At 35.3% G+C, this 21,412-nt stretch carries 17 protein-coding genes and 1 pseudogene; 7 read left to right on the top strand and 11 right to left on the bottom strand.

From position 1 onward, the window contains the following. The 6 genes and pseudogenes from ACX12B_RS07850 to ACX12B_RS07825 form a co-directional block, all read right to left on the bottom strand. A pseudogene (locus ACX12B_RS07850) lies at positions 1-714 on the bottom strand (tetratricopeptide repeat protein); the annotation flags it as partial. Between the two features lie 81 nt (positions 715-795). Then, positions 796-1,974, bottom strand: coding sequence for a hypothetical protein (locus ACX12B_RS07845; protein ID WP_459353465.1), 1,179 nt, complete (start codon positions 1,972-1,974; stop codon positions 796-798). Between the two features lie 36 nt (positions 1,975-2,010). Beyond that, entirely contained in the window at positions 2,011-2,244 is a 234-nt protein-coding gene (locus ACX12B_RS07840) for an LSm family protein (RefSeq protein WP_459353464.1), read from the bottom strand. A 13-nt stretch (positions 2,245-2,257) separates the two neighbouring features. Further along, positions 2,258-6,049, bottom strand: a complete 3,792-nt coding sequence (locus ACX12B_RS07835) for a DNA-directed RNA polymerase subunit A' (protein ID WP_459353463.1) — start codon at positions 6,047-6,049, stop codon at positions 2,258-2,260. Continuing rightward, a complete protein-coding gene (locus ACX12B_RS07830; protein WP_459353462.1) occupies positions 6,049-9,396 on the bottom strand; it encodes a DNA-directed RNA polymerase subunit B in 3,348 nt (1,115 codons plus the stop codon). The genes ACX12B_RS07835 and ACX12B_RS07830 overlap by 1 nt, the downstream gene beginning before the upstream one ends. Continuing rightward, positions 9,397-9,648, bottom strand: a complete 252-nt coding sequence (locus ACX12B_RS07825) for a DNA-directed RNA polymerase subunit H (protein ID WP_014962612.1) — start codon at positions 9,646-9,648, stop codon at positions 9,397-9,399. It lies immediately after the preceding gene. A 180-nt stretch (positions 9,649-9,828) separates the two neighbouring features. Between ACX12B_RS07825 and ACX12B_RS07820 the strand changes: the two genes are divergently transcribed. The 4 genes from ACX12B_RS07820 to ACX12B_RS07805 all read left to right on the top strand — a co-directional run bounded on the left by ACX12B_RS07820 (position 9,829) and on the right by ACX12B_RS07805 (position 13,423). Beyond that, a complete protein-coding gene (locus ACX12B_RS07820; protein WP_459353461.1) occupies positions 9,829-10,668 on the top strand; it encodes a PEFG-CTERM sorting domain-containing protein in 840 nt (279 codons plus the stop codon). 63 nt (positions 10,669-10,731) lie between these two features. Continuing rightward, entirely contained in the window at positions 10,732-11,592 is an 861-nt protein-coding gene (locus ACX12B_RS07815; protein ID WP_459353460.1) for a PEFG-CTERM sorting domain-containing protein, read from the top strand. A gap of 123 nt (positions 11,593-11,715) precedes the next feature. After that, complete coding sequence (locus ACX12B_RS07810; protein ID WP_459353467.1) at positions 11,716-12,540, top strand: PEFG-CTERM sorting domain-containing protein; 825 nt, start codon at positions 11,716-11,718, stop codon at positions 12,538-12,540. A 70-nt stretch (positions 12,541-12,610) separates the two neighbouring features. After that, entirely contained in the window at positions 12,611-13,423 is an 813-nt protein-coding gene (locus ACX12B_RS07805; protein WP_459353459.1) for a PEFG-CTERM sorting domain-containing protein, read from the top strand. Here ACX12B_RS07805 and ACX12B_RS07800 read toward each other — a convergent pair. The 3 genes from ACX12B_RS07800 to larC are packed head-to-tail and all read right to left on the bottom strand — an operon-like array spanning position 13,420 to position 16,601. Continuing rightward, positions 13,420-14,586 carry a cysteine desulfurase family protein gene (locus tag ACX12B_RS07800; RefSeq protein ID WP_459353458.1) on the bottom strand — a complete coding sequence of 389 codons (1,167 nt, stop codon included), beginning with the start codon at positions 14,584-14,586 and terminating at the stop codon, positions 13,420-13,422. The genes ACX12B_RS07805 and ACX12B_RS07800 overlap by 4 nt on opposite strands. After that, a complete protein-coding gene (gene larE / locus ACX12B_RS07795) occupies positions 14,583-15,380 on the bottom strand; it encodes an ATP-dependent sacrificial sulfur transferase LarE (protein ID WP_459353457.1) in 798 nt (265 codons plus the stop codon). Before larE ends, ACX12B_RS07800 begins: the two co-directional genes overlap by 4 nt. Continuing rightward, positions 15,381-16,601, bottom strand: a complete 1,221-nt coding sequence (gene larC, locus ACX12B_RS07790) for a nickel pincer cofactor biosynthesis protein LarC (RefSeq protein WP_459353456.1) — start codon at positions 16,599-16,601, stop codon at positions 15,381-15,383. A gap of 90 nt (positions 16,602-16,691) precedes the next feature. Between larC and ACX12B_RS07785 the strand changes: the two genes are divergently transcribed. The 3 genes from ACX12B_RS07785 to ACX12B_RS07775 all read left to right on the top strand — a co-directional run bounded on the left by ACX12B_RS07785 (position 16,692) and on the right by ACX12B_RS07775 (position 20,069). Then, on the top strand, positions 16,692-17,606 hold the full coding sequence (locus ACX12B_RS07785; RefSeq protein WP_459353455.1) for a malate dehydrogenase: 915 nt from the start codon (positions 16,692-16,694) through the stop codon (positions 17,604-17,606). Between the two features lie 33 nt (positions 17,607-17,639). Continuing rightward, complete coding sequence (gene larB, locus ACX12B_RS07780) at positions 17,640-18,416, top strand: nickel pincer cofactor biosynthesis protein LarB (RefSeq protein ID WP_459353454.1); 777 nt, start codon at positions 17,640-17,642, stop codon at positions 18,414-18,416. A 72-nt stretch (positions 18,417-18,488) separates the two neighbouring features. Beyond that, the gene (locus ACX12B_RS07775) at positions 18,489-20,069 is read left to right on the top strand and encodes a B12-binding domain-containing radical SAM protein (protein WP_459353453.1); all 1,581 of its coding nucleotides are present in this window, start codon (positions 18,489-18,491) and stop codon (positions 20,067-20,069) included. On the opposite strand, the gene ACX12B_RS07770 is transcribed toward ACX12B_RS07775, so the two are convergent. Further along, positions 20,064-20,387, bottom strand: a complete 324-nt coding sequence (locus ACX12B_RS07770) for a hypothetical protein (RefSeq protein WP_459353452.1) — start codon at positions 20,385-20,387, stop codon at positions 20,064-20,066. The two genes, ACX12B_RS07775 and ACX12B_RS07770, sit on opposite strands and share 6 nt — an antisense overlap. A gap of 50 nt (positions 20,388-20,437) precedes the next feature. Then, positions 20,438-21,412: a CFI-box-CTERM domain-containing protein gene (locus ACX12B_RS07765; RefSeq protein WP_459353451.1), complete on the bottom strand. Its 975-nt coding sequence runs from the start codon at positions 21,410-21,412 to the stop codon at positions 20,438-20,440.

Here is a 21,412-nt window from a genome sequence, read left to right as displayed (position 1 = left end):
TGTGTCTTGAGTTGTTTGTGTTGTGTCTTGAGTTGTTTGTGTTGTTGTAGTAGGTTCTGCAGAATATTCAAAGAAATACTGCGCATCAGTTTCTGCATAATGTGCTTTTATTGAATATGTCCCTTCAGCTTTAAAGTTTACACCATCTTTAACCAGAAAGATTGTAGAAAATTCCAAGTCATTGTTTATGTTTCCAAAATAAAATCCAGTAGGGGTTCCAAATGGATCATGAACCCCAATTAGAACAGTAGGTGAATCCAAAGTTGAGACACTTCCAAAAATTTTGATTGTGTCACCATCAAAATAATGGTCCCTTTCAGTATAGAAAGATATGATTTCAGGCAGTATGACTTCTTGAGGAACAGTTTCAGGTTCAGATTCAACAGTATTACCTTGGATTACAAAATTATGTTCTTCAGTTATTTGGCCATAATCTAATTGTACGAGATACTCTCCAGACATTTCATAAAATGGAGATTCCAAATGAATTGTTTTTGAGAAACTACCATCAGATGAGAGATCTAAATTATTTGCAGACAGAATTTTCCCATCAGGATTAAATATACTCATAGCAATGACAGGCATTCCAAAATCAATTATTTGTCCAGAAAGCACTAGTGTGTCACCAGTTTGATAACTGTCCTTGTTAAAACTCACATTAAATGAATCAGCAAAAATATCATCAAATGCAAGTGGCGCAAAAGCTGTTAACACTAGAGTTATCCCTAAGATGAATCGCATCACAACAAAAAACACGTAATTTTCTATTTAATAATCACGTATAATTGATACTTTTCATTCTACTGAAATAGATCTTGTTATAGAATCAGATAGTGCAGTGGGATCTTTTAGTGAAGTCCAAACAAATGTTTCAATGTCATAGTTTCCAGAATTTTTTGGAATCCAAGATTGTGAAACATCAAGACTTTGTCCAGAGGACAACTGACCTTGAATCCAAGAAAGAGATTCAACATAGTTTTGAGAATTTTTCACTTGAAAGAGATAGACAAACTTTTGATCATAGTCTTGCAGATTTGACAAACTACCAACAATCTGAACTTGTTGTTCAGGAGAAACGGTTGTTAGAGGGTTTCCAAAACTATCAGAGATATTAATTTCATAATTATCTAATCGTTGAATTGAAGGAACAGATGATTCTACTCTTGACTGAGCCCGAATTTCTAAATTATCAGATTCAGAATAGGGTTTTGGAAGTGTATAATCAATGTATTTAGCAAAAATCGTCTCACCAGGAATTGCATAGAGTCTATTTCCACTTGATGCAGAATTTTGAGTTAGAGATATTGTGGCAACAAAAGAGCCAGAGTCTTCAGATGTTTCTATGGCATTTGCAGTGATTCCACCTATATCAGAGTCTGAAAGAACTTCTATTGGAATTTGATCAATTGCCTCAGGGTTTAGATTCATGTCAGGATCAATTACTCTAACTACTACTGACTCCTTTGAAAGAAAAATATCACTTGTAAATTCAATGGTTCCAATATTCCATGATACAGGAACTGATTCAGAGAGTATTACACCATCTGCAAACTCAAATGATACAGTAACTCCAGAGTCCCTTTCAACTTCCAAAAACCCACTTGTAGGACCAGTTCCAACAGTCCTTGGTGTTGTATCATAATTACCATCACCGTCTACATCATGTAGGAATCCAGTAAGGATAACTTCTCCAGTAAATATTCCACTTGAAACATCTGTTTCAGTTAATCTGTATGGTTCTAATGAATGACTTCGTGTTGAAATTTTGATGGGATTCTCATTGTCACCACCTATTGAATCAATCAAGTCTTTGTCCGTGTTCCAGCTTGGTGCAATTATTTTGATTTTGATTTTGTCAGTCCAAGAATAAATTGGCCTATCAAAAAATATTGGAGCATATGGTTTGTCATAGTCTGGTATTTCTTGAGCTGATGCAAATGGCAAAATAAAAATTAAAAATAAAAAATCAAGCAATTACTTTTCTTAAAGAATGTTAAGATTTATGGTTTGTTAGTCTGACTCTTCATCAGGCAAGGATATTGCCAAAATGTTGTCACCGCGAAGCAATACTTTGCCTAATGGTTCGGCTTTTTCTTCAGTAATGTCTTCAGCGTTTTCTAGTGTAAGGTTCATGTGAATGTCAAAGTCTTGGAGTACTCCTTGAATTGTTTTGTTGTTTCTTAATCTAAGTAATACAACTTTATCTTTAGAGTTTGCCATTAGTGTTGAAATTTCATCTGCCATAATTATCATCCAGTTATTTCTTCTTGCTTACTTGCATGTACAAGTCAACTGTACCACTTCCAATTGGAATGTTACTTCCAACAATTACGTTTTCAGTAATACCTTTGAGTTGTTCAACTTCTCCTCCAAGTGCAGCATGTGCAATTGTTGGAACAGTAATCTCAAATGCTGCTCTTGCCAAGACACTGTCTTTGGTTCCAGCAATTCCATGTCTTCCAATTTGTTGCATGTAACCACGTGAACACATCAAATCAGATACTAACATGATGTATCTGTTATCAACTTCAAGTCCCTGGTCTTCCAGAGTACTGTTAAGTTCATTGATTAATGCATTTCTTGCAGCTTCAATTCCAAGAGTTCCTGCAATTTCAAAGACATTGTTTGTTCGAACATTTGTCTTGTCAATTCCTTTTACCTCTAGTACTTTGGCAACATTAGAACCAGTTGTCTGAATAACCCACTCATCATCTTTTTGGACAAGGGTTACACGTTCGATGTCAGGTACACCTTTGACAGTTGTATTAAGAACCTTGTTTCTGATTGCAATTGCTGTTGCAGTATCAGATTCATCAACAAGTTTTAGTGTAATTAGTTCACCAGTTGTCTCCATCTTGAATTTCTTGTTTGAAGACAATGCTGCTTCAACTTCTGCAATAGAACAACCTCTTTCTTTGAGCCTATTTTCACTCAAAATTAGTTTAATTTCAGTAGAATAATCAGTCTCACTATCTGCAATCAAAGCACTGACTTTTGTTTGCAAAACATTTCTTGCAACCTCAATTGCTTTTTCTCTTGATTTCTTTGATTCTTCATCAAGATAGATATCCATAGTTGGAGTTACTGGTTTCTTTCTTGCATCTACTAGTTCGATTAATCTTGGAAGACCCAAAGTAACGTTTCTTTCTTTAATTCCTGCAAAGTGGAATGTTCTTAATGTCATCTGAGTACCAGGTTCACCAATTGATTGTGCAGTGATAATTCCGACTGCTTGTCCTGGTTCCACTTGGGCTTTGTTGTAAAGTAATAATCCTTTCTTACACACTGCTTCAACACCATCTTTACTCAAGTCAGATTTTGTTAATGCGTCAATTACAAGAGAAGTTAATCTTGGATTGAATGTTTTTGTGTATTTCTTTGATAGAGTTTCAATCTCTTCTTTTGTTGCTTTTTTACCAGAATCGATAATTTTTTGTGATTCAATTAATCTACTTGGGTTGAATGCTTCACCATGATCACTTTTTTGTACATCAATTCCATCTTCACCATAAAGGAATTGAACAATGTGTCCGTGTGGATCTCTTACTGTTCCATCATATTCTAATCTAATGTGTTCTAATGCATTGATCAATCTACGCTGCATGTAACCACTTTGTTGTGTTCTAACTGCAGTGTCGACGAGTCCTTCACGACCTCCCATTGCATGGAAGAAGAATTCAAGTGCTGATAGTCCTTCTCTGTAATTAGATTTTACAAATCCATGTGCATCTGGATTATTGTCATGTTCTTGATAATGGGTTAATGCTCTGTTGTTGTAACCATCATGAAGTCTGTTACCTCTTCTTGACTGTTGTCCTAAGGCTCCTGCCATCTGACCCACGTTAAGTGAGGAACCTCTTGCACCAGTTGTAGCCATGATTTTTCCTGCATTATCTGCTGGAAGACAATCGTTAGCAGAAGAGCCTGCCTTGTCTCTGGCTTTACCTAACTCGTTTACGATGTATGCCTCTAGTGCCTCCTCAGGTCTCATACCTCTTGTTAGTTTCAATGTACCTTTTTCAAATTGATCAGTCAAGTCATCTACAATGTCATAGGTTTCTTGGATATCATCTAGAATCTGTTGTTTGTCTTTGTCTGGGACAATAAGATCACCATAACCATAACTGAAACCATAGTGTGTGATGAATTGTTTTACCATAATTAGAATAGAGTTGAGGAAACTTTTTCCTACTGCATTGCCATAGTCTTTTGCAATTCTATGAAGTACACTTTCTGGCTCTTCTGCACCAATTGAAGATTTGTCAATGACACCACTGATTAGCTCACCATTTTTAATTACAACATCTTTTTGTGGTCCTTTTGTTCCCTTTGACCACTTTGATGTAATGACATAGTTGAAGTCTTTTGGTAAGAATAATGAGAAGAGTTGTTTTCCAGTGTATGCAGGGCCATCTTTAGTTTTAGTTGCAGGTTTTGGTAATGGTTCTGTGTAACCACCAAGCATTGCAAGATTTGAGAATTCTTGTACAGACAAGGTTGTATCATCTTTAGTTAAAAGATATGCACCAGTTACAAAGTCTCTTAGCGCACCAATAATCGGACCACCATATCTTGGTGAGATTAATTGATCTTGAACTCTCATCAAGAGAATTGCTTCTGCTCTTGCTTCCTCACTTTGAGGAACGTGAAGGTTCATCTCATCACCATCAAAGTCTGCGTTGTATGGAGGACAAACTGATGGATGTAGTCTGAATGTTTTTCCTGGGAGTACACGAACATAGTGTGCCATGATAGACATTTGGTGAAGTGAAGGTTGTCTGTTGAACATGACAATGTCACCATCTGCAAGGTGTCTTTCTACCAAGTATCCAATCTCAAGTGTTTCAGCAATTGTAGAACGGTCTTCTACAAAATCAAGTCTAATCTTTACACCATCAGGTCTAACGATATAGTTTACACCTGGGAATTTTTCAGGTCCATTAATTACAAGCTTTCTCATTCTTTCAATATTCCATTCTGTAACAATTTCAGGAATGGTTAGTTTCATTGCAACTGTCTCAGGAACACCAACCTCACTCAAGTCCAAGTTAGGATCAGGTGAGATTACAGTTCTACTTGAAAAGTCAACTCTCTTTCCAGATAATGAACCTCTGAATCTTCCCTCCTTTCCTTTGAGTCTTTGAGTTAAGGTTTTGAGAGGACGTCCAGAACGATGATGAGCTTGTGGGATTCCAGATACTTCGTTATCAAAGTATGTTGTAGTATGATACTGTAATAGGTCTACCAAGTCTTGAACGATAAGAGGAGGAGTTCCTGCATCTTTACTTTCTTTTAGTCTCTGATTAACTCTGATGATATCTACCATCTTATGAGTCAAGTCATCTTCTGATCTAATTCCAGTTTCCAGGATAATTGAAGGTCTAACAGTTACTGGTGGAACAGGGAATGCCTGTAAGACAAACCATTCAGGTCTTGCAGTAATTGGATCATATGATAATAATTCTAAATCTTCATCAATGATTTGTGAGAATCTTTCTCTAATTGTAATTGGAAGTAATCTGTGTTCTCCGATTTCTGTTTTTTCTACAAAGATAGTTGGTTTTGTAAAGATTAGTTCGTATTGTGTCTTACCACAGTGAGGACATTCTTTTGCTTTCTTTGCTTTTTCAATGATTTGTTCTGGAATACGTTTTTGAGAAATTACAGTATAAGCTGCATGTTTTTCTTTGATAGTTTTGAAAACATTAAGATCATCTTGTGGAACTTTGAGTCTTGCACAAGAACGACATGTTGATTGCAGTAATTTGTAGATATTATCAATAAATGCAATGTGTAAAACTGGTTCTGCCAATTCCAAGTGTCCAAAGTGCCCAGGACATCTTGCTGCAGTGTTTCCACATGTAAGACATTTTTGTCCCGGTTCTAGTGTTCCCAGTCTGCCATCCATCAAACCTCCTTGAACAGGCATTCCATCTTCATCGTAGGTTTCTGGGGCAGTGATTTCTGCAACAGAGTATTTTCTGATTTCAGTTGGAGACCAAACAGAGAATCTGATTCCATCAATTGCTTTTACTGCTTGAATGGACATTATAGTTTCTCCTTGATTAACAATCTTGGTGCGACGTTAAGGCTCTGCATCTCTTGTAAGAGGAGTTTGAATGCATATGCAACTGAAACTGATGAGACTTTGGCTTTATCACCACAGACTCTGCAGACATATTTTCTTTGTTTAACATCATGATAAGCAACAAGACCACATCTCTCACAGACAAAGATATCAGATTTATCAGACTCGTCAAGTAGTCTGTCTTTAAGAATCATAGAAGCACCATAAGCAATCAAACAATCTCTCTCCATTTCACCAAATCTAAGACCACCACCTCTTGCTCTTCCTTCTGTTGGTTGTTTAGTTAACATCTGAACTTGTCCACGTGCTCTTGCATGAATCTTGTCTGCAACCATGTGGTGTAGTTTTTGGTAATATACAACTCCAATGAAAACTTCAACTGGGAATGATTTTCCAGTTCTTCCATCATACATTATTTCTTTACCTGAATATTCAAAGCCATGTGCATCCATTACTACTCTTACTTCATCCATTTTTTCTCCAACAAATGCAGAACCATCAAATCTCTTTCCACGTAATGCTGCAGATTTTCCACAGATAGATTCCATCATCATACCCACAGTCATTCTAGATGGGAAAGCATGTGGATTAATCAAAACATCAGGAGACATTCCACTTGCAGTATATGGCAAGTCTTCTGCTTTAGCTAAAATTCCTAAAATTCCTTTTTGTCCATGTCTTGATGCAAATTTATCACCAATCTCTGGAATTCTCATATCTCTTGCTCTAATCTTGTACATCTTTCCACCTTCATTTGATTGAGTCATAACTACAGTGTCAACAACTCCAGTTTCTGAGGGTCTAACACCAATGGATGTATCTCTTCTGTAAGGACCAGATGATTCAAACTCTCGGTATTCTTCCATGAACCTTGGAGGACTAGTTTTTCCAATCAAGATATCTCCACCTTTTACTGGAGATTCTGCTGCAACAACACCGTCTTCTTCTAATAGTCTGTATGCACGTTCTCCCTTGTATCCTCGTATGTTGTCTTCAGCATTTGGAATTTCAAATGCATCACGCATTCCACCAGGATATTGTTTTGCTTCAGCATCATAAATTCTAAAGAAGAATGTTCTTCCAAGACCTCGATCAACTGATGCTTTGCTAAGAACGATTGCATCCTCAATGTTGTAACCATCAAATGGCAACACTGCAACTACACAGTTTTGACCTGCTGGTCTGTCTTCTAATCCCAAAAGTTTCATTGCTTTTGTGTTGACAATTGGGACCTGAGGATATAGCATAAAGTGTTGTCTAACATAGGTACTAGTATTCATCATAGGTGTTGAAAATCCTAAACTCTGTTTTGCCATTGCAGACTCGTATGTATTTCTTGGAGACTGGTTATGTTCAGGGTAGGGAATGATTGAGGCACCGGCACCAAGAATTGCTGGTGGGAAAACTTCAAGGTGAGTGTGTTTCTTTGTATCTTTCTCATCTAGTGTGACATAACAGTTCTCTTCTTCATTTGCATCAATCATTTCTAAGACACCCATTCTCAAAAGATCAGTCCATGAGATGAGTTTCTTTGAGATTTTATCTAGTAAATCAGTAGTAAGTAGTGGTTTGTTATCTTTGATAATAATTAGTGGTCTTAAGACACGTCCTGCATTACAGTTAACATAAAGTCTTCTTGTAGAACCTTCAATTTCAGATTTATGAAATGATACACCAACATGTGGATGAATCTTTGAGTTTCTTCTCAAGTCTCTAAGGGATTCTGCTAGTTGTTCACCATCTTTGTAATATCCAATTAGTCTACCATCAACGAAAATTCTAGTTCCATCTTTCTTCAAATCTTCTTTTGCATCAAAGAAGTGAACAGTTCCAAGATCATAGAGTTTTTCTACAATTTCTTCAGAGGGTACATTTACAGAAATGATTCCAGATAATGCCAGATTCTTTACAAGACCACAGTTAGAACCTTCAGGAGTTTCACTTGGACATATTCTTCCAAAGTGTGTTGCGTGTAAATCTCTTGCCTCAAAGTTTGGTTGAGTTCTACTAAGTGGAGATTGAATTCTTCTAAGGTGACTAATTGTTGAAAGATAGTTTGTTCTATCAAGTAATTGAGTAACACCTACTCGACCTCTACCCCAGTTTCCTGTGGCAATTGCATTGTTTAATTTATCAGTAATAATTCCTGGACGGATTGCAGCAGCGACTGCATTAATTCCACGTTTTTGTCCAGAACGCTCTAATTGGTATTTCATATCACGAACAAGATTTCTAAATGCAGTTCTAAACAAGTCTGCAAGCATCTGTCCGGCAAATTTGATGACTTTATTTCCATAGTGGTCTTTATCATCAGGTTTAATCCAATCAAGTTTTAGTTCTAATAATTTACAAGCTGCTTCTCCTAAGAATTGGGCTTTTTCTTTTCTATTTTCAGGATGTTTTCCCAAGTGAGGTAAAAGACCCCAATCAAGTAAAGTTTCAGCACGTTTAATCTGGAACTCTTCAAGCATTCCGGGTGCAATTCTCTTACTGATGTAAACAATAGCATCTTTTGCAGTTGGAACATCTCCTGCTTTTTCAAAAGAGCCTTCTAACTCATCTTGGAGTTCATCTACAAGAGATACTGCTGCTGCAATCTCTCTATCAGATTCTAATCCAAGTGCTCTCATCAAAGTAACTACTGGAATATCAACTGGAGAACCAGGAATTCTGGCAACAATTAATCCATCATTTTTCATAACAAGTTCTAATTTTGCACGATAACCAACAATGGAAGAATAGACTTTAGCTTTGTGAACAATGTTTCCGCCAACTGTCTCTTTGTCAACTATGATTTTATTGTAAGAGAGATCCTCTAATCCAACAATGACCCTCTCAGAACCATTGATGATAAAGTAGCCACCAGGATCATTTGGATCTTCACCATGTTCAACTAATTTTTGGGTAGAGAAATTGTGTAAGATACATGCATTTGATTTTGCCATAACTGGAACATCACCAATGTGAACAAATCTAGATTCTAGTATTTTTCCATCTTCAACAACACTTGCTTCCATCATTACAGGTGCAGAGTAAGATACATTTCTCAATCTAGCTTCTGCAGGAGTGATGTGGGTAATAGAACCATCAAGTTCCATCATTCTTGGTTGTTGAAGTTTGACTTTACCTAGTTGAATTTTGTAAGGATATTCAGCATTTTCAATATCAATCTGACCGACTTCATTGATTATACTCTGTAATCCTCTTTCTAAAAATTCATCAAATGAATTTAGATGTTGACGTGCAATACCTTCTCTCTTTAAGATATCTTGAATTACTGGCCAACGTTTAGTTGAAGGATCCACCATCTAAACTTCCACCACGTATCGATAATACAGACTTTCACCAGCAGTTGGACTTTTTCTTGTGATCTTTATCATATCACCAGGTTTTACACCAAGTCCTAAAATGGCAGGATCATTTACAAAGATTAAAGGTAATTCTGTTGGTTTACAATTGTATTTTTTTAAAACTTCTTCAGCTTCTTGTTTTGAAATGATTTCATGTTTTGGAACATAGATATGGTCAGGTACAAGAATTTGGTTTTTCTTAGTTGCCAATTACAAAACCCCCACGTCGAACATTAAATGTAACAGTAATGAATACACACAAACTGTCAAAATCTCACGCTCAGGTTAATATATATCTAATCTGAAATTCGTCAAGTAAATAGTGATTATTCCATTTTGTCAATTAATCTTTTCACAACCTTAAATAGTAGAAATTTAGGCGTAAAGTCAATGAAATCACAATTGATGGTGTTTGCCTTATCAGCAATTCTAGTTGCAAGTATTGGTATGGCACCAGCATTTGGACAAATACAAAATACGATTGTTGTTACTACAGATAAGACATCCTATTCAGAAGGTGAAGTTATCATGGTAACAGGTGAAGTTAGAGATCTATATTCAGGAACTCCTGTAAGTGTAATTGTCAAAGCTCCTAATGGTAACTTGGTATCAATTGATCAAGTAACAGTTGGTGCAGACAAAAAATTCAGTACTGAAATAACTGCTGGAGGTTCACTAATGAAAGCAGAAGGCTCATACACAATTACTGTTCAATATGGTAATGAAAATAGATCTGCTACAACATCATTTGAGTTTGGAGGTTCTACAGTAGTAGTGACACCACCAAAAAATACAGGTAAGGTCACAGATACAACTGTTGCAATTGAAGGTTCAACAGATTTGATCGGATATAAGATCACAGGTGCAAAATTACTTGGAATTATGCCCGATGTTGATGCAAACTCTTTGATTGTGTCAATTGACGCAACTAATGATGGTTCAATCACATTAACAATCCCTAGATCAGTACTAGATGCCATACTTAATGGTGTAGATGACGACTTTTTCGTTCTAGTTGACGGAGAAGAGGTAGACTTTGATGAAACAACCACATCAGTAGACAGAACACTCACCATAGCATTCCCAGCAGGGGCTGAAGAGATTGAAATAATCGGTACATTTGTAGTCCCAGAGTTTGGTACAATTGCAGCCATGATTCTAGCAGTAGCAATTATCTCAATAATTGCAGTATCTGCAAAATCAAGACTTAGTATTATGCCAAGGATCTAAAATTTCATCTTTTTTCTCTTTTTAAATATACATAAATACCAAGGTAACTTGGGGAAAAATAGGATGAATTTTAAACGTTCTACAACATCAATGGCAATAGCCCTTTTGGCACTGTCATTAGTTTCAATGACTTCAATTCAACAAGATGCCTTTGCTCAAACACAAGGAATGACTGTTACAGCTATGGCAGATAAAGGTTCAGATACAATTACTGTTAAAGGAAAAACAATCTCAAAGGTCACCGATGTGACATTTAGAGTAATATCCCCAAGTGGAAATAACGTAGTTGCAATAGACCAAGTTTCACCAGATGCAAACGGTGAATTTTCCACTGAATTTAAAATAAGTTCAATGTGGAAAGAAAATGGATTTTATGAAATTCGAGCAAAACAAAGTGTAGGAGCAAGTTCATTATATTCTATGAAGGTACTTGTTGAAGTAGCAAATGGAAAGGCAATGAAAACTTCTGTTACAGAGTCTAACTTGACATCAGACATATTTTCAAAAATCGAACCAAATGTTGCAAAAGATACAGGAATTGAAATTAGTGCTGAAGCTGAAATAGGATCAGATAAAATTGTGATTGTCGGAACCACAGATAGAGTAGCTACAGATGTCACAATCACTGTAAGTGCTCCAAATGGAAATGTAGTAAAAGTTGCTCAAGTGTCACCAATGCTTAATGGAGAATTTACTTCAACAATTACTACTGGTGGACCATTATGGAAACAAGACGGTATCTATACTGTTAAAGCACAACAATTTAGCGATCCAAAATATACTGCTTCAACTGAAGTAGATATCAAAGACGGTGTAGTAGTACCAGAGTTTGGTACAATTGCAGCCATGATTCTAGCAGTAGCAATTATCTCAATAATTGCAGTATCTGCAAAATCAAAACTCAGCATTATGCCAAGATACTAAAAATCACATCTTTTTTCATTTTTTAAATATACATAAATAGAGACGGGTTTAAATCGCAACAAGATGAACAACCGTACGTCGTTCGCGCTACTAGCCGTTTTGACTGCAGTCGGTACTTTAACCATATCATCAGCATATGCAGGAGAAATTCCACAAGCATGTGTAGGATGTTCCATGGAGGATGCAAGAGCAGCATCAAACAAGATGTTACTTGGAGACATTCCCGTATCTGTTTGGACAGATAAAACGGAGTATAAACAAGGTGATATGATTTCAGTACAAGGGCAAGTAGCAAATGTAGCATCTGGATTTCCAGTTACAATTACTGTTGTAAGTCCTCTTAACTCAATTATCGCAGTTGATCAAATAACTGTGTCAAAAGATGGTAGTTTTGAGACAACAGTAAATACATCAGGTAACATGTGGAAATACGACGGTACCTACATCATCAAAGCAAACTATGGTAGTGCTGATAAAAAGAGTACTGTCAAAGTTCAATTGACTGGTGGAGTTGCATACAATCCAAACTACCAAACACCAACAACGTCCAAACAATGTAGTGTAAATGAAATTACTGCAAATGGTCATTGTGTACCATTTAGTATTTCAGGTGGTACAGTTACAAGTGCAACTCTCAATACAGACGATAACTCAATTGTTATCAACATAAGTTCCAAGAAGGATGGAATATTAACAGTAACTCCATCAAAGACAGTCCAAGACGGTATCTTTATGGTATTAGTTGACGGAGAAGAATGGGATGATGTTGAGATTGTTGCAAACAAAGTAACAGTCATGTTCCCAGCAGGAACTGAACAAATTGAAATTATTGGTACCTTTGTAATCCCAGAGTTTGGTACAATTGCAGCCATGATTCTAGCAGTAGCAATTATCTCAATAATTGCAGTATCTGCAAAATCAAGACTCAGCATTATGCCAAGATACTAAAAATCACATCTTTTTTCATTTTTTCATTTTTGATAGTAAAAGAAATATACAAACATGCCATTCAAAATTTGTGGATTCTAGGATATTTTATGGAATAATTTCTTTATTGATAATTTCAACGGGATTTGCTTTTGCACAAGAACAGCCAGCAATAACAATTCAAACAGATGATAAAAATTATGATGAAGGAGATACCATAGTCATATCAGGAGAAGTAGAGACATTTGTAGAAGGAGTAGATGTGGTATTACAGTTATTTAGAGAAGGCAATATGATAGAAATTGCACAAATTACTATAGCTCAAGATGGAACATTTTCAAAAACGATACTTGCTGAAGGTCCATTATGGAAGAAAGCAGGAACCGTTACAGTTAGAGCATCGTATGAAGTCGCTGGAGGAACTATAGCTGAAACCGATTTTAATTATGAACCAAAATCGGAAGTAGTAGAAACAACAACTAATTTTGAAGTTGACGCTGGAAGTCATGGAACATTTGATGTAGAATATACAATCAAAGGAGGCACAGTCAAAGACATGATAGTTGATTCAGACATTTTTGCATTAATAGTTCAAATTGATTCAACAGACGAAGGAAAAATTGACTTGGACTTGCCAAGAGAATTCATAGGAGCTGAAAAACAAGATGGAAAAGATGATACCTTTATTGTTTTGATTGATGGAGTTGAGGTAGCATATCAAGAATCAGTTGTACATTCAGATTCAAGAGTAATTACAATCAATTTTGAGCAAGGAGATTCAGATATTGAAATTATTGGAACTTACATTGTTCCAGAGTTTGGAACAATTGCAATGATGATTCTGTTAGTCGGAATTATGACAACAGTAATTCTAACAAGAAATAAGATTCAAATGAAAATTTAGTTTTTTGAAAAAGAATACTTTTCCTTAAACGGCGACACAGATCTTAATTCTTCTACAACTATTTTTAGAATTTCCACAGTATGTTCAATTTCTTTTTCATCATTAAACATTCCAGTTGTTAATCTTAATGAACCAGTAATTTGCTCATGAGAAAATCCCATTGCCTGTAAAACATGAGATGCTTTTTGAGTATGAACAGAACATGCAGAACCAGTAGATGCAGCAATACCATACTCATCAAGTTTGATTATTAGATCCTCACCATTTACACCAAGAAACGTAAAATGAGCATTGTTTGGCAAATGAGATTCAGGATGTCCATTAACAGTTACTTGGGAAATTTCATCACATACATTTTGAACCAAAGTATCTCGGAGTTTTTTCATGTGAGAAATATTATCATTTAGATTAGTTTTTGCAATATCACACGTCTTACCAAAACCAACAATATTTGCCACATTTTCAGTACCAGAACGTAAACCATGTTCTTGTCCGCCACCCAGAATCATAGGATTAAGAATCATTCCTTTTTTGACATACAAGGCACCAATTCCCTTGGGACCGTATAGCTTATGAGATGAAATAGACAACAAATCCACATCCAATTCATGAACATCAATTGGTACTTTTCCTACTGCCTGGACAGCATCAGTATGAAACACAACACCATGTTCATGACATAGTTTAGCAATTTCTACAATTGGTTGAATTGTACCAACTTCATTATTTCCAAACATAATTGAAACAATTCTAGTATTTTCAGAAAGATGTTTTTTTAAATCAGATAGGCTAATCGCACCAAACTTGTCAACTGGAAGATAAACTACATCAAAACCATCTTGAGATAATTTTTTACATGGTTCTAAAATTGCGTCATGTTCAATTGAAGAAGTGATAATTTGACCAGAAAAATGTTTAGTTGCAATTCCTCTTAATGCAGTATTATTTGATTCTGTACCTCCAGAAGTGATAAAAATTTCAGAAGGTTCAGCATTAATCAAAGATGCAATTTGTTTTCTTGCTTTTTCAACTGCCTTACGAGATAATCTCCCATAGCGGTGAATAGAAGAAGGATTTCCGTATTGTTCTTTGAGGTATGGAAGCATTGATTCTAAGACATCTTCATGAATTTGAGTAGATGCAGCGTTGTCAAGATAAATCAATCTGCAATCACGTTAATTTTTCCTGGTTTATACCCTTCTTGATCAATTTCAACTGAAGTAAATCCTATCATCTTTAATTTTTCTGTGATTTTATCTAATACAGCATCATTGAATTCAGAAATATCATTTTTTTCCACTTCAATTTTTGCAGAGCCATTTAGATCACGAACACGAACTTGTTTGACTTTGGTTAGTTGCTTAACAACAGTTTCACCAAATTCAATTCTAGTGAGTTTCTCAGCAGTAACTCTTTGACCCCAAGGAATACGTGATGCCAGACAAGAGTTAGAAGGTTTATCATGAACAGATAATCCAACAGATTTTGCAATTTGTCTAATTTGAGATTTTGAGAGATTTGTTTCAACAAGAGGACTCAGAATGCCATTTTTCCGTAATGCATCAATTCCAGGCCTGTAATCACCCAAATCATCCAAATTTGTCCCATCAACAATTACATCTACATGATGTTCTTTTGCCAATTTTAGCAGATGATCTCCTAATTCAAGTCTACAATGAAAACATCTAGTAGAATCATTTTTTGTAAAATCTTCATTTTCAAGTTCATTATAATCTAAGAAAAGTTGTGTTATTCCTATCTCAGTACAGATTTTTTTAGCTGTTTGTAATTCCTCTTCAGACAGAGTTTTGTAATCAGCAGTTACTGCAATTGCAGAATCACCAAGTTTTTGATATGCAGCATACGCAACAAGTGCACTATCTACACCACCAGATAATGCAATCATGACTTTATTTTTGTCAGCAAACCAATTTTCTAATTCATGTAATTTTGTCATTTAATTCTCCAATTTTTCAATCTCTTTTCGAAGTAAAGATTCTGTTTCTTTAATTGACTTCTCAAGAGAATTTGATATATCCTTTAAATCATCAAACTCTATTTTAAAATCAGTTTTTCCTTTGAATGTTGATTTTTTATATCTCACATCAAATGATTTTCCATCAATTGTTAATGAAATATTTTCATTAGTTCTAGGTACAATAAATCGATTAGATTCAGATATTCTGACACCTAACGTACCGGTTTCCAAGACCAGTGTATCGACAATTTCATCAATATTTTGATCATCACATATTATAGAAATTAGGTTTGTAGGTCTTCCTTTTTTTGTTATTCCATGATAAATTGAGGCATCTCTAGCACCCTTTTGCATGATTTTCTCAATTAGATTTCCAAGTATTTCACCTGAAATATCATCAACATTAGTTTCAAGAATCTTTACTGAGTCACTTTCTAAATTATTTGTGGAACCTCGAACCAATTTCAACACATTTGAGAAATTTTGAAAATCTTTTTGTCCTGCACCATAACCAATTGAGTCAATCTTCATGGCAGGATAATAATCCATACAAGTATTTGTCAAATTAGCCAAAATACACGCACCAGTAGGCGTTGTCAATTCCTCATTAGCGTCATTGCCTTTAATTTTTAGATAAGAATTTTTGAAAATCTCAAGAATAGCACTTGCAGGATTAGACATTGTTCCATGTGAGAAAGTTACACTTCCCCCACCCACAGAAACAGGCATGCAGATAATTTTTTCATCAAACAATCCTAAATCATCTAAAGCAATTGTAATTCCAACAATGTCAACTAGTGTATCAATACTAGAGGCTTCATGAAAATGGACAGAATCTTCTGAAACTCCATGTATTTTAGATTCTGAAGAAATTAGTGAATTAATACAAGATTCAGCAAATACTTTTGCTTTGTCTGACAGACCTAAATTTTGGGTAGAGTCATTAATTGCTTTTTTAATTTCAGAGCCCTTTCTTTCATGAGAGTTCTCATCAACATCTAAAATCAGTTGAAGAGCTTCAATTCCTCGTTTTTTGGTTTTTTGAAAATCAATTTTTTTAATGGTAGAGTCTGAGAAAAATTTTTCAGATTTTTTAATTCCATCAATTACCTTTTCTTTATTTGCTCCCAAATCAATCAGAGAAGAAAGAAGCATATCTCCTGATATTCCTGCAATTTGAGGATCAATTACTAAAACCATTGATTAAAAATTATCAAAAATGCTTATAAATTCGTCTGATCGGTCTAAAATTTCACTAGATTTAATTATTGAAAATTAACAGCGGTGTTCATGATTACTATAATTGGTTCAGGTAAAGTAGGTGGAGACGCGGCATTATTTTCAGCATTAAAGCGACTAGATGATCAAATTTTGTTATTAGATGTCGCAGAAGGACTTCCTCAGGGAGAGGCAATGGATATCAACCATATGCTTTCAGAACAAGGAATTGATGTTGAAGTAAAAGGTTCCAATAATTTTGAAGACATGAAAGGTTCCAATATTGTAGTAGTAGTTGCAGGTTCTGGAAGAAAACCAGGAATGACAAGAATGGATCTTTTGAAAATTAATGCATCAATTGTAAAAAGTGTAGTAGAAAATGTCAAAAAATACGCAGACGACTCTATGATTATTCCAGTAACTAACCCATTAGACCCAATGGCATACATCACATACAAGGTATCAGGATTTGATAGAAGTAGAGTATTTGGAATGGGAGGCATGCTTGATTTATCAAGATTTAGACAATTTATCCACGAAGCAACGGGACATTCTCGTGATTCAATCAGAGCACTAGTAATTGGGGAACATGGTGAAAACATGTTACCTTTACCAAGATTTTCATCTGTTTCAGGAATTCCATTATCGTCATTTCTACCAAAAGAAAAATTGGAAGAATTAGTTCAAAATACAAAACAAGTTGCAGCAAAAGTAATTGAACTAAAAGGAGCTACTGTACATGCACCAGGAAACGCAATTTCTGCAATTGTTGAATCGGTTGTAAGAGATAGAAAGCAGGTAATCCCAGTAGCGACTTATCTTGATGGCGAATATGGTCATTCAGATGTAACAATTGGAGTTCCAGCAGTAATAGGAAAGAAAGGTGTAGAAAAAATCATTGAGTTAGATCTAAATGATGATGAAAAACAAGTCTTTAACAAAGCAGTTGAAAGCGTTAAAGGTGCAATTTCAGGTATTGAAATCTAAGCCTTTTTTTATCCATAAAAAGAAAACAAATTATTGGAAACTCACGAAATTCTAAAAGCTGTGAAATCAGGAAAGATTTCAGTTAATGATGCAAAAAAACTCCTATCATTGTATTCTATTGAAGAGATAGAAGGAATTGCTAAGATTGATATCAATAGAAGAAATCGAAGAGGGATCCCAGAGATAATTTTTGCAGAGACAAAAGAACTAGATGAAATCAAAAAAATCATAAAAAGAGTTTTAGAAAAATCAAATTCTGTAATTGTTTCAAGATTAAAGAAAACAGATTACCCAAAAATACAAGCATTTGCAAAAAAACTCAAAGTTAAAGTCAAAACAGGAAAAAAATCATCTACATTGTTATTATTCAAAAAACCAATTAAATTTCAAGGAGGTAAAGTAGGCATTCTTACTGCAGGAACTTCAGATATTGGCGTAGCAGAAGAAGCAAGATTGGTATGTGAGGCAATGAATTGTAAATGCATTACAAGTTACGATGTAGGAGTTGCAGGAATTCAAAGAATTTTTCCAATTTTAAAAGAAATGGTAAAAGAAGATGTTGATTGTGTTATAGTTGCTGCAGGAATGGAAGGGGCACTTGCAACATTAGTTTCTACATTAGTAGATATTCCAATTATTGGAATTCCAACATCAGTAGGGTATGGTTATGGAGAAAAAGGAATTGCAGCTCTTGCATCAATGCTGCAAAGTTGTTCGTTAGGGCTATCAGTTGTAAACATAGACAATGGTATCGCAGCAGGTGGAATTGCCGCCAATATTGCAAATAGAACAATAAGAAAAAGAGAATAAGTAAAATTTACAATTCAAGAGGCAAATTAACCTCGTAAATGATATATAACATAGTTAAACGAAATGTGATAGTTGGCTGGCAAACGTGTTGTATTAACTGCTGATCGTAGTTTAATGACAAATTATAGAGGAAATTTTCTGTATGGGTTTATTGCTTGTGGACCATATGAGGTTCTACCGGAATGGGTTTTTGACAAAGTATTTTGTCCATCAGTTGAAACAGACCCAATCACTGGAGAAGCAAAGGTTGCACAAATTGGATTAAGAAGAATTGAAAGTTCATTGATTCAAGGAGGTTACAACAGAGAGGATGTATTCATCGGACATCCAGACATGTTACACAAATCAATTGGACCAGATACCAAAGTAGTAGGTATCAACGTAATGGATCCACTAGGAATGGCACCAGTTACTACAACAATGTCACCAGAAAAGTTGTCATATGTTGCAATGAAATTTAAAAAAATGTGTGCAAGTATAATTCAACTCAAAAAGAAATATGATTTCAAAGTTGTTGTTGGAGGAAACGGAGCATGGGAATTAGCAAAATCAGATAGAATGAAAATCCATGGAATAGATACAGTAGTAGTTGGAGAAGCCGATGAACTAGCAATTGACTTATTCCAAGATTTAGAGAAAAATGATGCACCAGAATTAATGCATTGTTTTGTAAGAAACCTTGAAAATATTCCAGTTATTGAAGGACCTACAATCAATTCTTTGATTGAAGCAATGAGAGGTTGTGGAAGAGGTTGTGACTTTTGTGATGTGAATAAAAGATCAAAGAAGGATTTACCTGTAGAAAGATTACAACATGAGGCAAAAATCAATTTAGATTATGGTTTTGATTCAATATGGTTACATTCTGATGAAATGTTACTTTATGGATGCGATAATAGAGACTTTGTTCCAAACAGAGATGCAATTACAGATTTGTGGAAGTCATTAAAGGGGCTCGGTGCAAACTTTATTGGAACAACACACATGACATTTTCTGCAGTTGCTGCAGATCCAACATTGATGCAACAAATTTCACACATCAATGGTCAAGATAAATCAGGAAGATGGCTTGCAACTAACTTAGGAATCGAAACAGTTGCACCAGATATGGTAAAGAAACATCTTGGTGTCAAAACAAGACCATTTTCAACTGAAGAGTGGGGAAGTGTAGTTAGAGAAGGTGCAAAAATTCTTAATGAAAATCACTGGTTCCCAGCTGCTACAATCATTATCGGTTGGCCAGATGAAACACCAGACGATATTCAATATACAATTGATATGATGAGTGACTTTAGAGAGATGGACTTTAGAGGATTAGTAGCCCCATTATTGTATCAAGACTTTAGTGAAAAGAATTCAATGCACTTTGGAAACTTGAATGAAGCTCAATTCACTTTGTTTTGGAAGTGTTGGGAAAACAATCTCCGTGTAATTAATGATATTATTCCAATTATTCTCAGAAACAAGACATATGGTCCACCAATGAAAGTTTTCATGTACGGAATTTTGAAAGCAGGAACTTGGGCAATTATGAGATATCTAAGAGGATTGTGCAAAGATCTCTTTAATGGAAGAACACCTGATGAGATAATTGACAAATATGCCAGAAGTAGATCAGTATCTGCTCCTAAAATTCAAACAAAGAAACTATAGATTTTCCAGAGCTATATCTGCAATGGTATTTCGTTTTGGTGTTAAAGACACAAAGTAAACTTTGTCGGCTCTTTCGATATTATCTACTTTTTTGTAAGATTTTGAAGGTACATCAAATTCATAGATTCCGGGTTCCAATGAACCTTTGACATACAACATCAGATATGTTTCTCCAGTAGAAGGGCTAAGTGGAATAAAGGACATTACATGATCCTTGTAAGAATTAATCGGAATGGTATTCTTCATTGGCGGTGCAGCTGATGCCAAATACATGAAAATATCTTCAATGGAATCAAATTCCTCATATTCAATATGCATGAAATAAGATAATGTGTTTCAGTATAATAACCTAGAGTAATCCTAGAAGATTATTTTCTAGATTTTAGAGATTTGTGAACTTTGAATCCAATTAATGCTGGTGCTGCAATATACATTGCCAAGTTAAGTGCAATAACAGAAATTCCTAATCCTAAAACTTCAACTTCTGAACCATCTTCAGCCAATGTCATGATAGATAGTGTTGAAATCATTGGTGTGATAAATGCCCTAACTGCTTCTTGGAACATTGGGTTTTCTCTTTCCCAATCAGCAATTGTCGGAGAGAATGAATAGTATAATTGGTTGAATCCGGTCATAAATGATACACCAGATGCAGTACTCATTACAGTGTTATCTCTAATTTCTCTTAAGAATTGAACTTGTGGTGCTAATTCAGTTCCATATGCAGCAGTTGCAATTAGACATCCGCCACCTTTTGATTCTGGTTCATCAGTTTTGATTACTTGACACATTCCGTTAACTAGTTCTGTTCCAGGTCCACATGTTGGTTCTGGTTCTGGCTCAGGTTCTGGCTCAGGTTCTGGCTCAGGTTCTGGCTCAGGTTCTGGCTCAGGTTCTGGCTCAGGTGTTGGTTCGGGTGTTGGTTTTGGCTCAGGGCTTGGTGTAGGTTTAGCACTTCCACCAACATAATTTATCTCAACATCACCTTTAGTTGGACCATAAAAGAAATTAACAGTATATTCGCCAGAGTTTTTCCATAAAGGACCTCCTCCAACAAGATTTAATTCAAAAGTACCATCAGAACTTACGCCACTCATTACCTGACCAATCTGTACAATACTGTTATCAGGAGATATAATTGTGAAAGTAAGTGCATGACCAGCATCTTCATAATCTACAATAGTTCCAGATATGATAATTGGATCACCATTGCCAACATTTCCAGAATTAGAAGATACTTCTATGTATGAGTTTGCTGCAAAAGCAGGACCAGTCATGCCAAAGGACATAATCGAAACAGCTAATAATGTAAATGCAAAGATACTTGCAGTCCTCATTTTCAT

The organism is Nitrosopumilus sp. S6, assembly GCF_054515815.1.
Note: the sequence above shows the minus strand (reverse complement) of the source record. Positions and strands in the feature narration are given on the sequence as shown.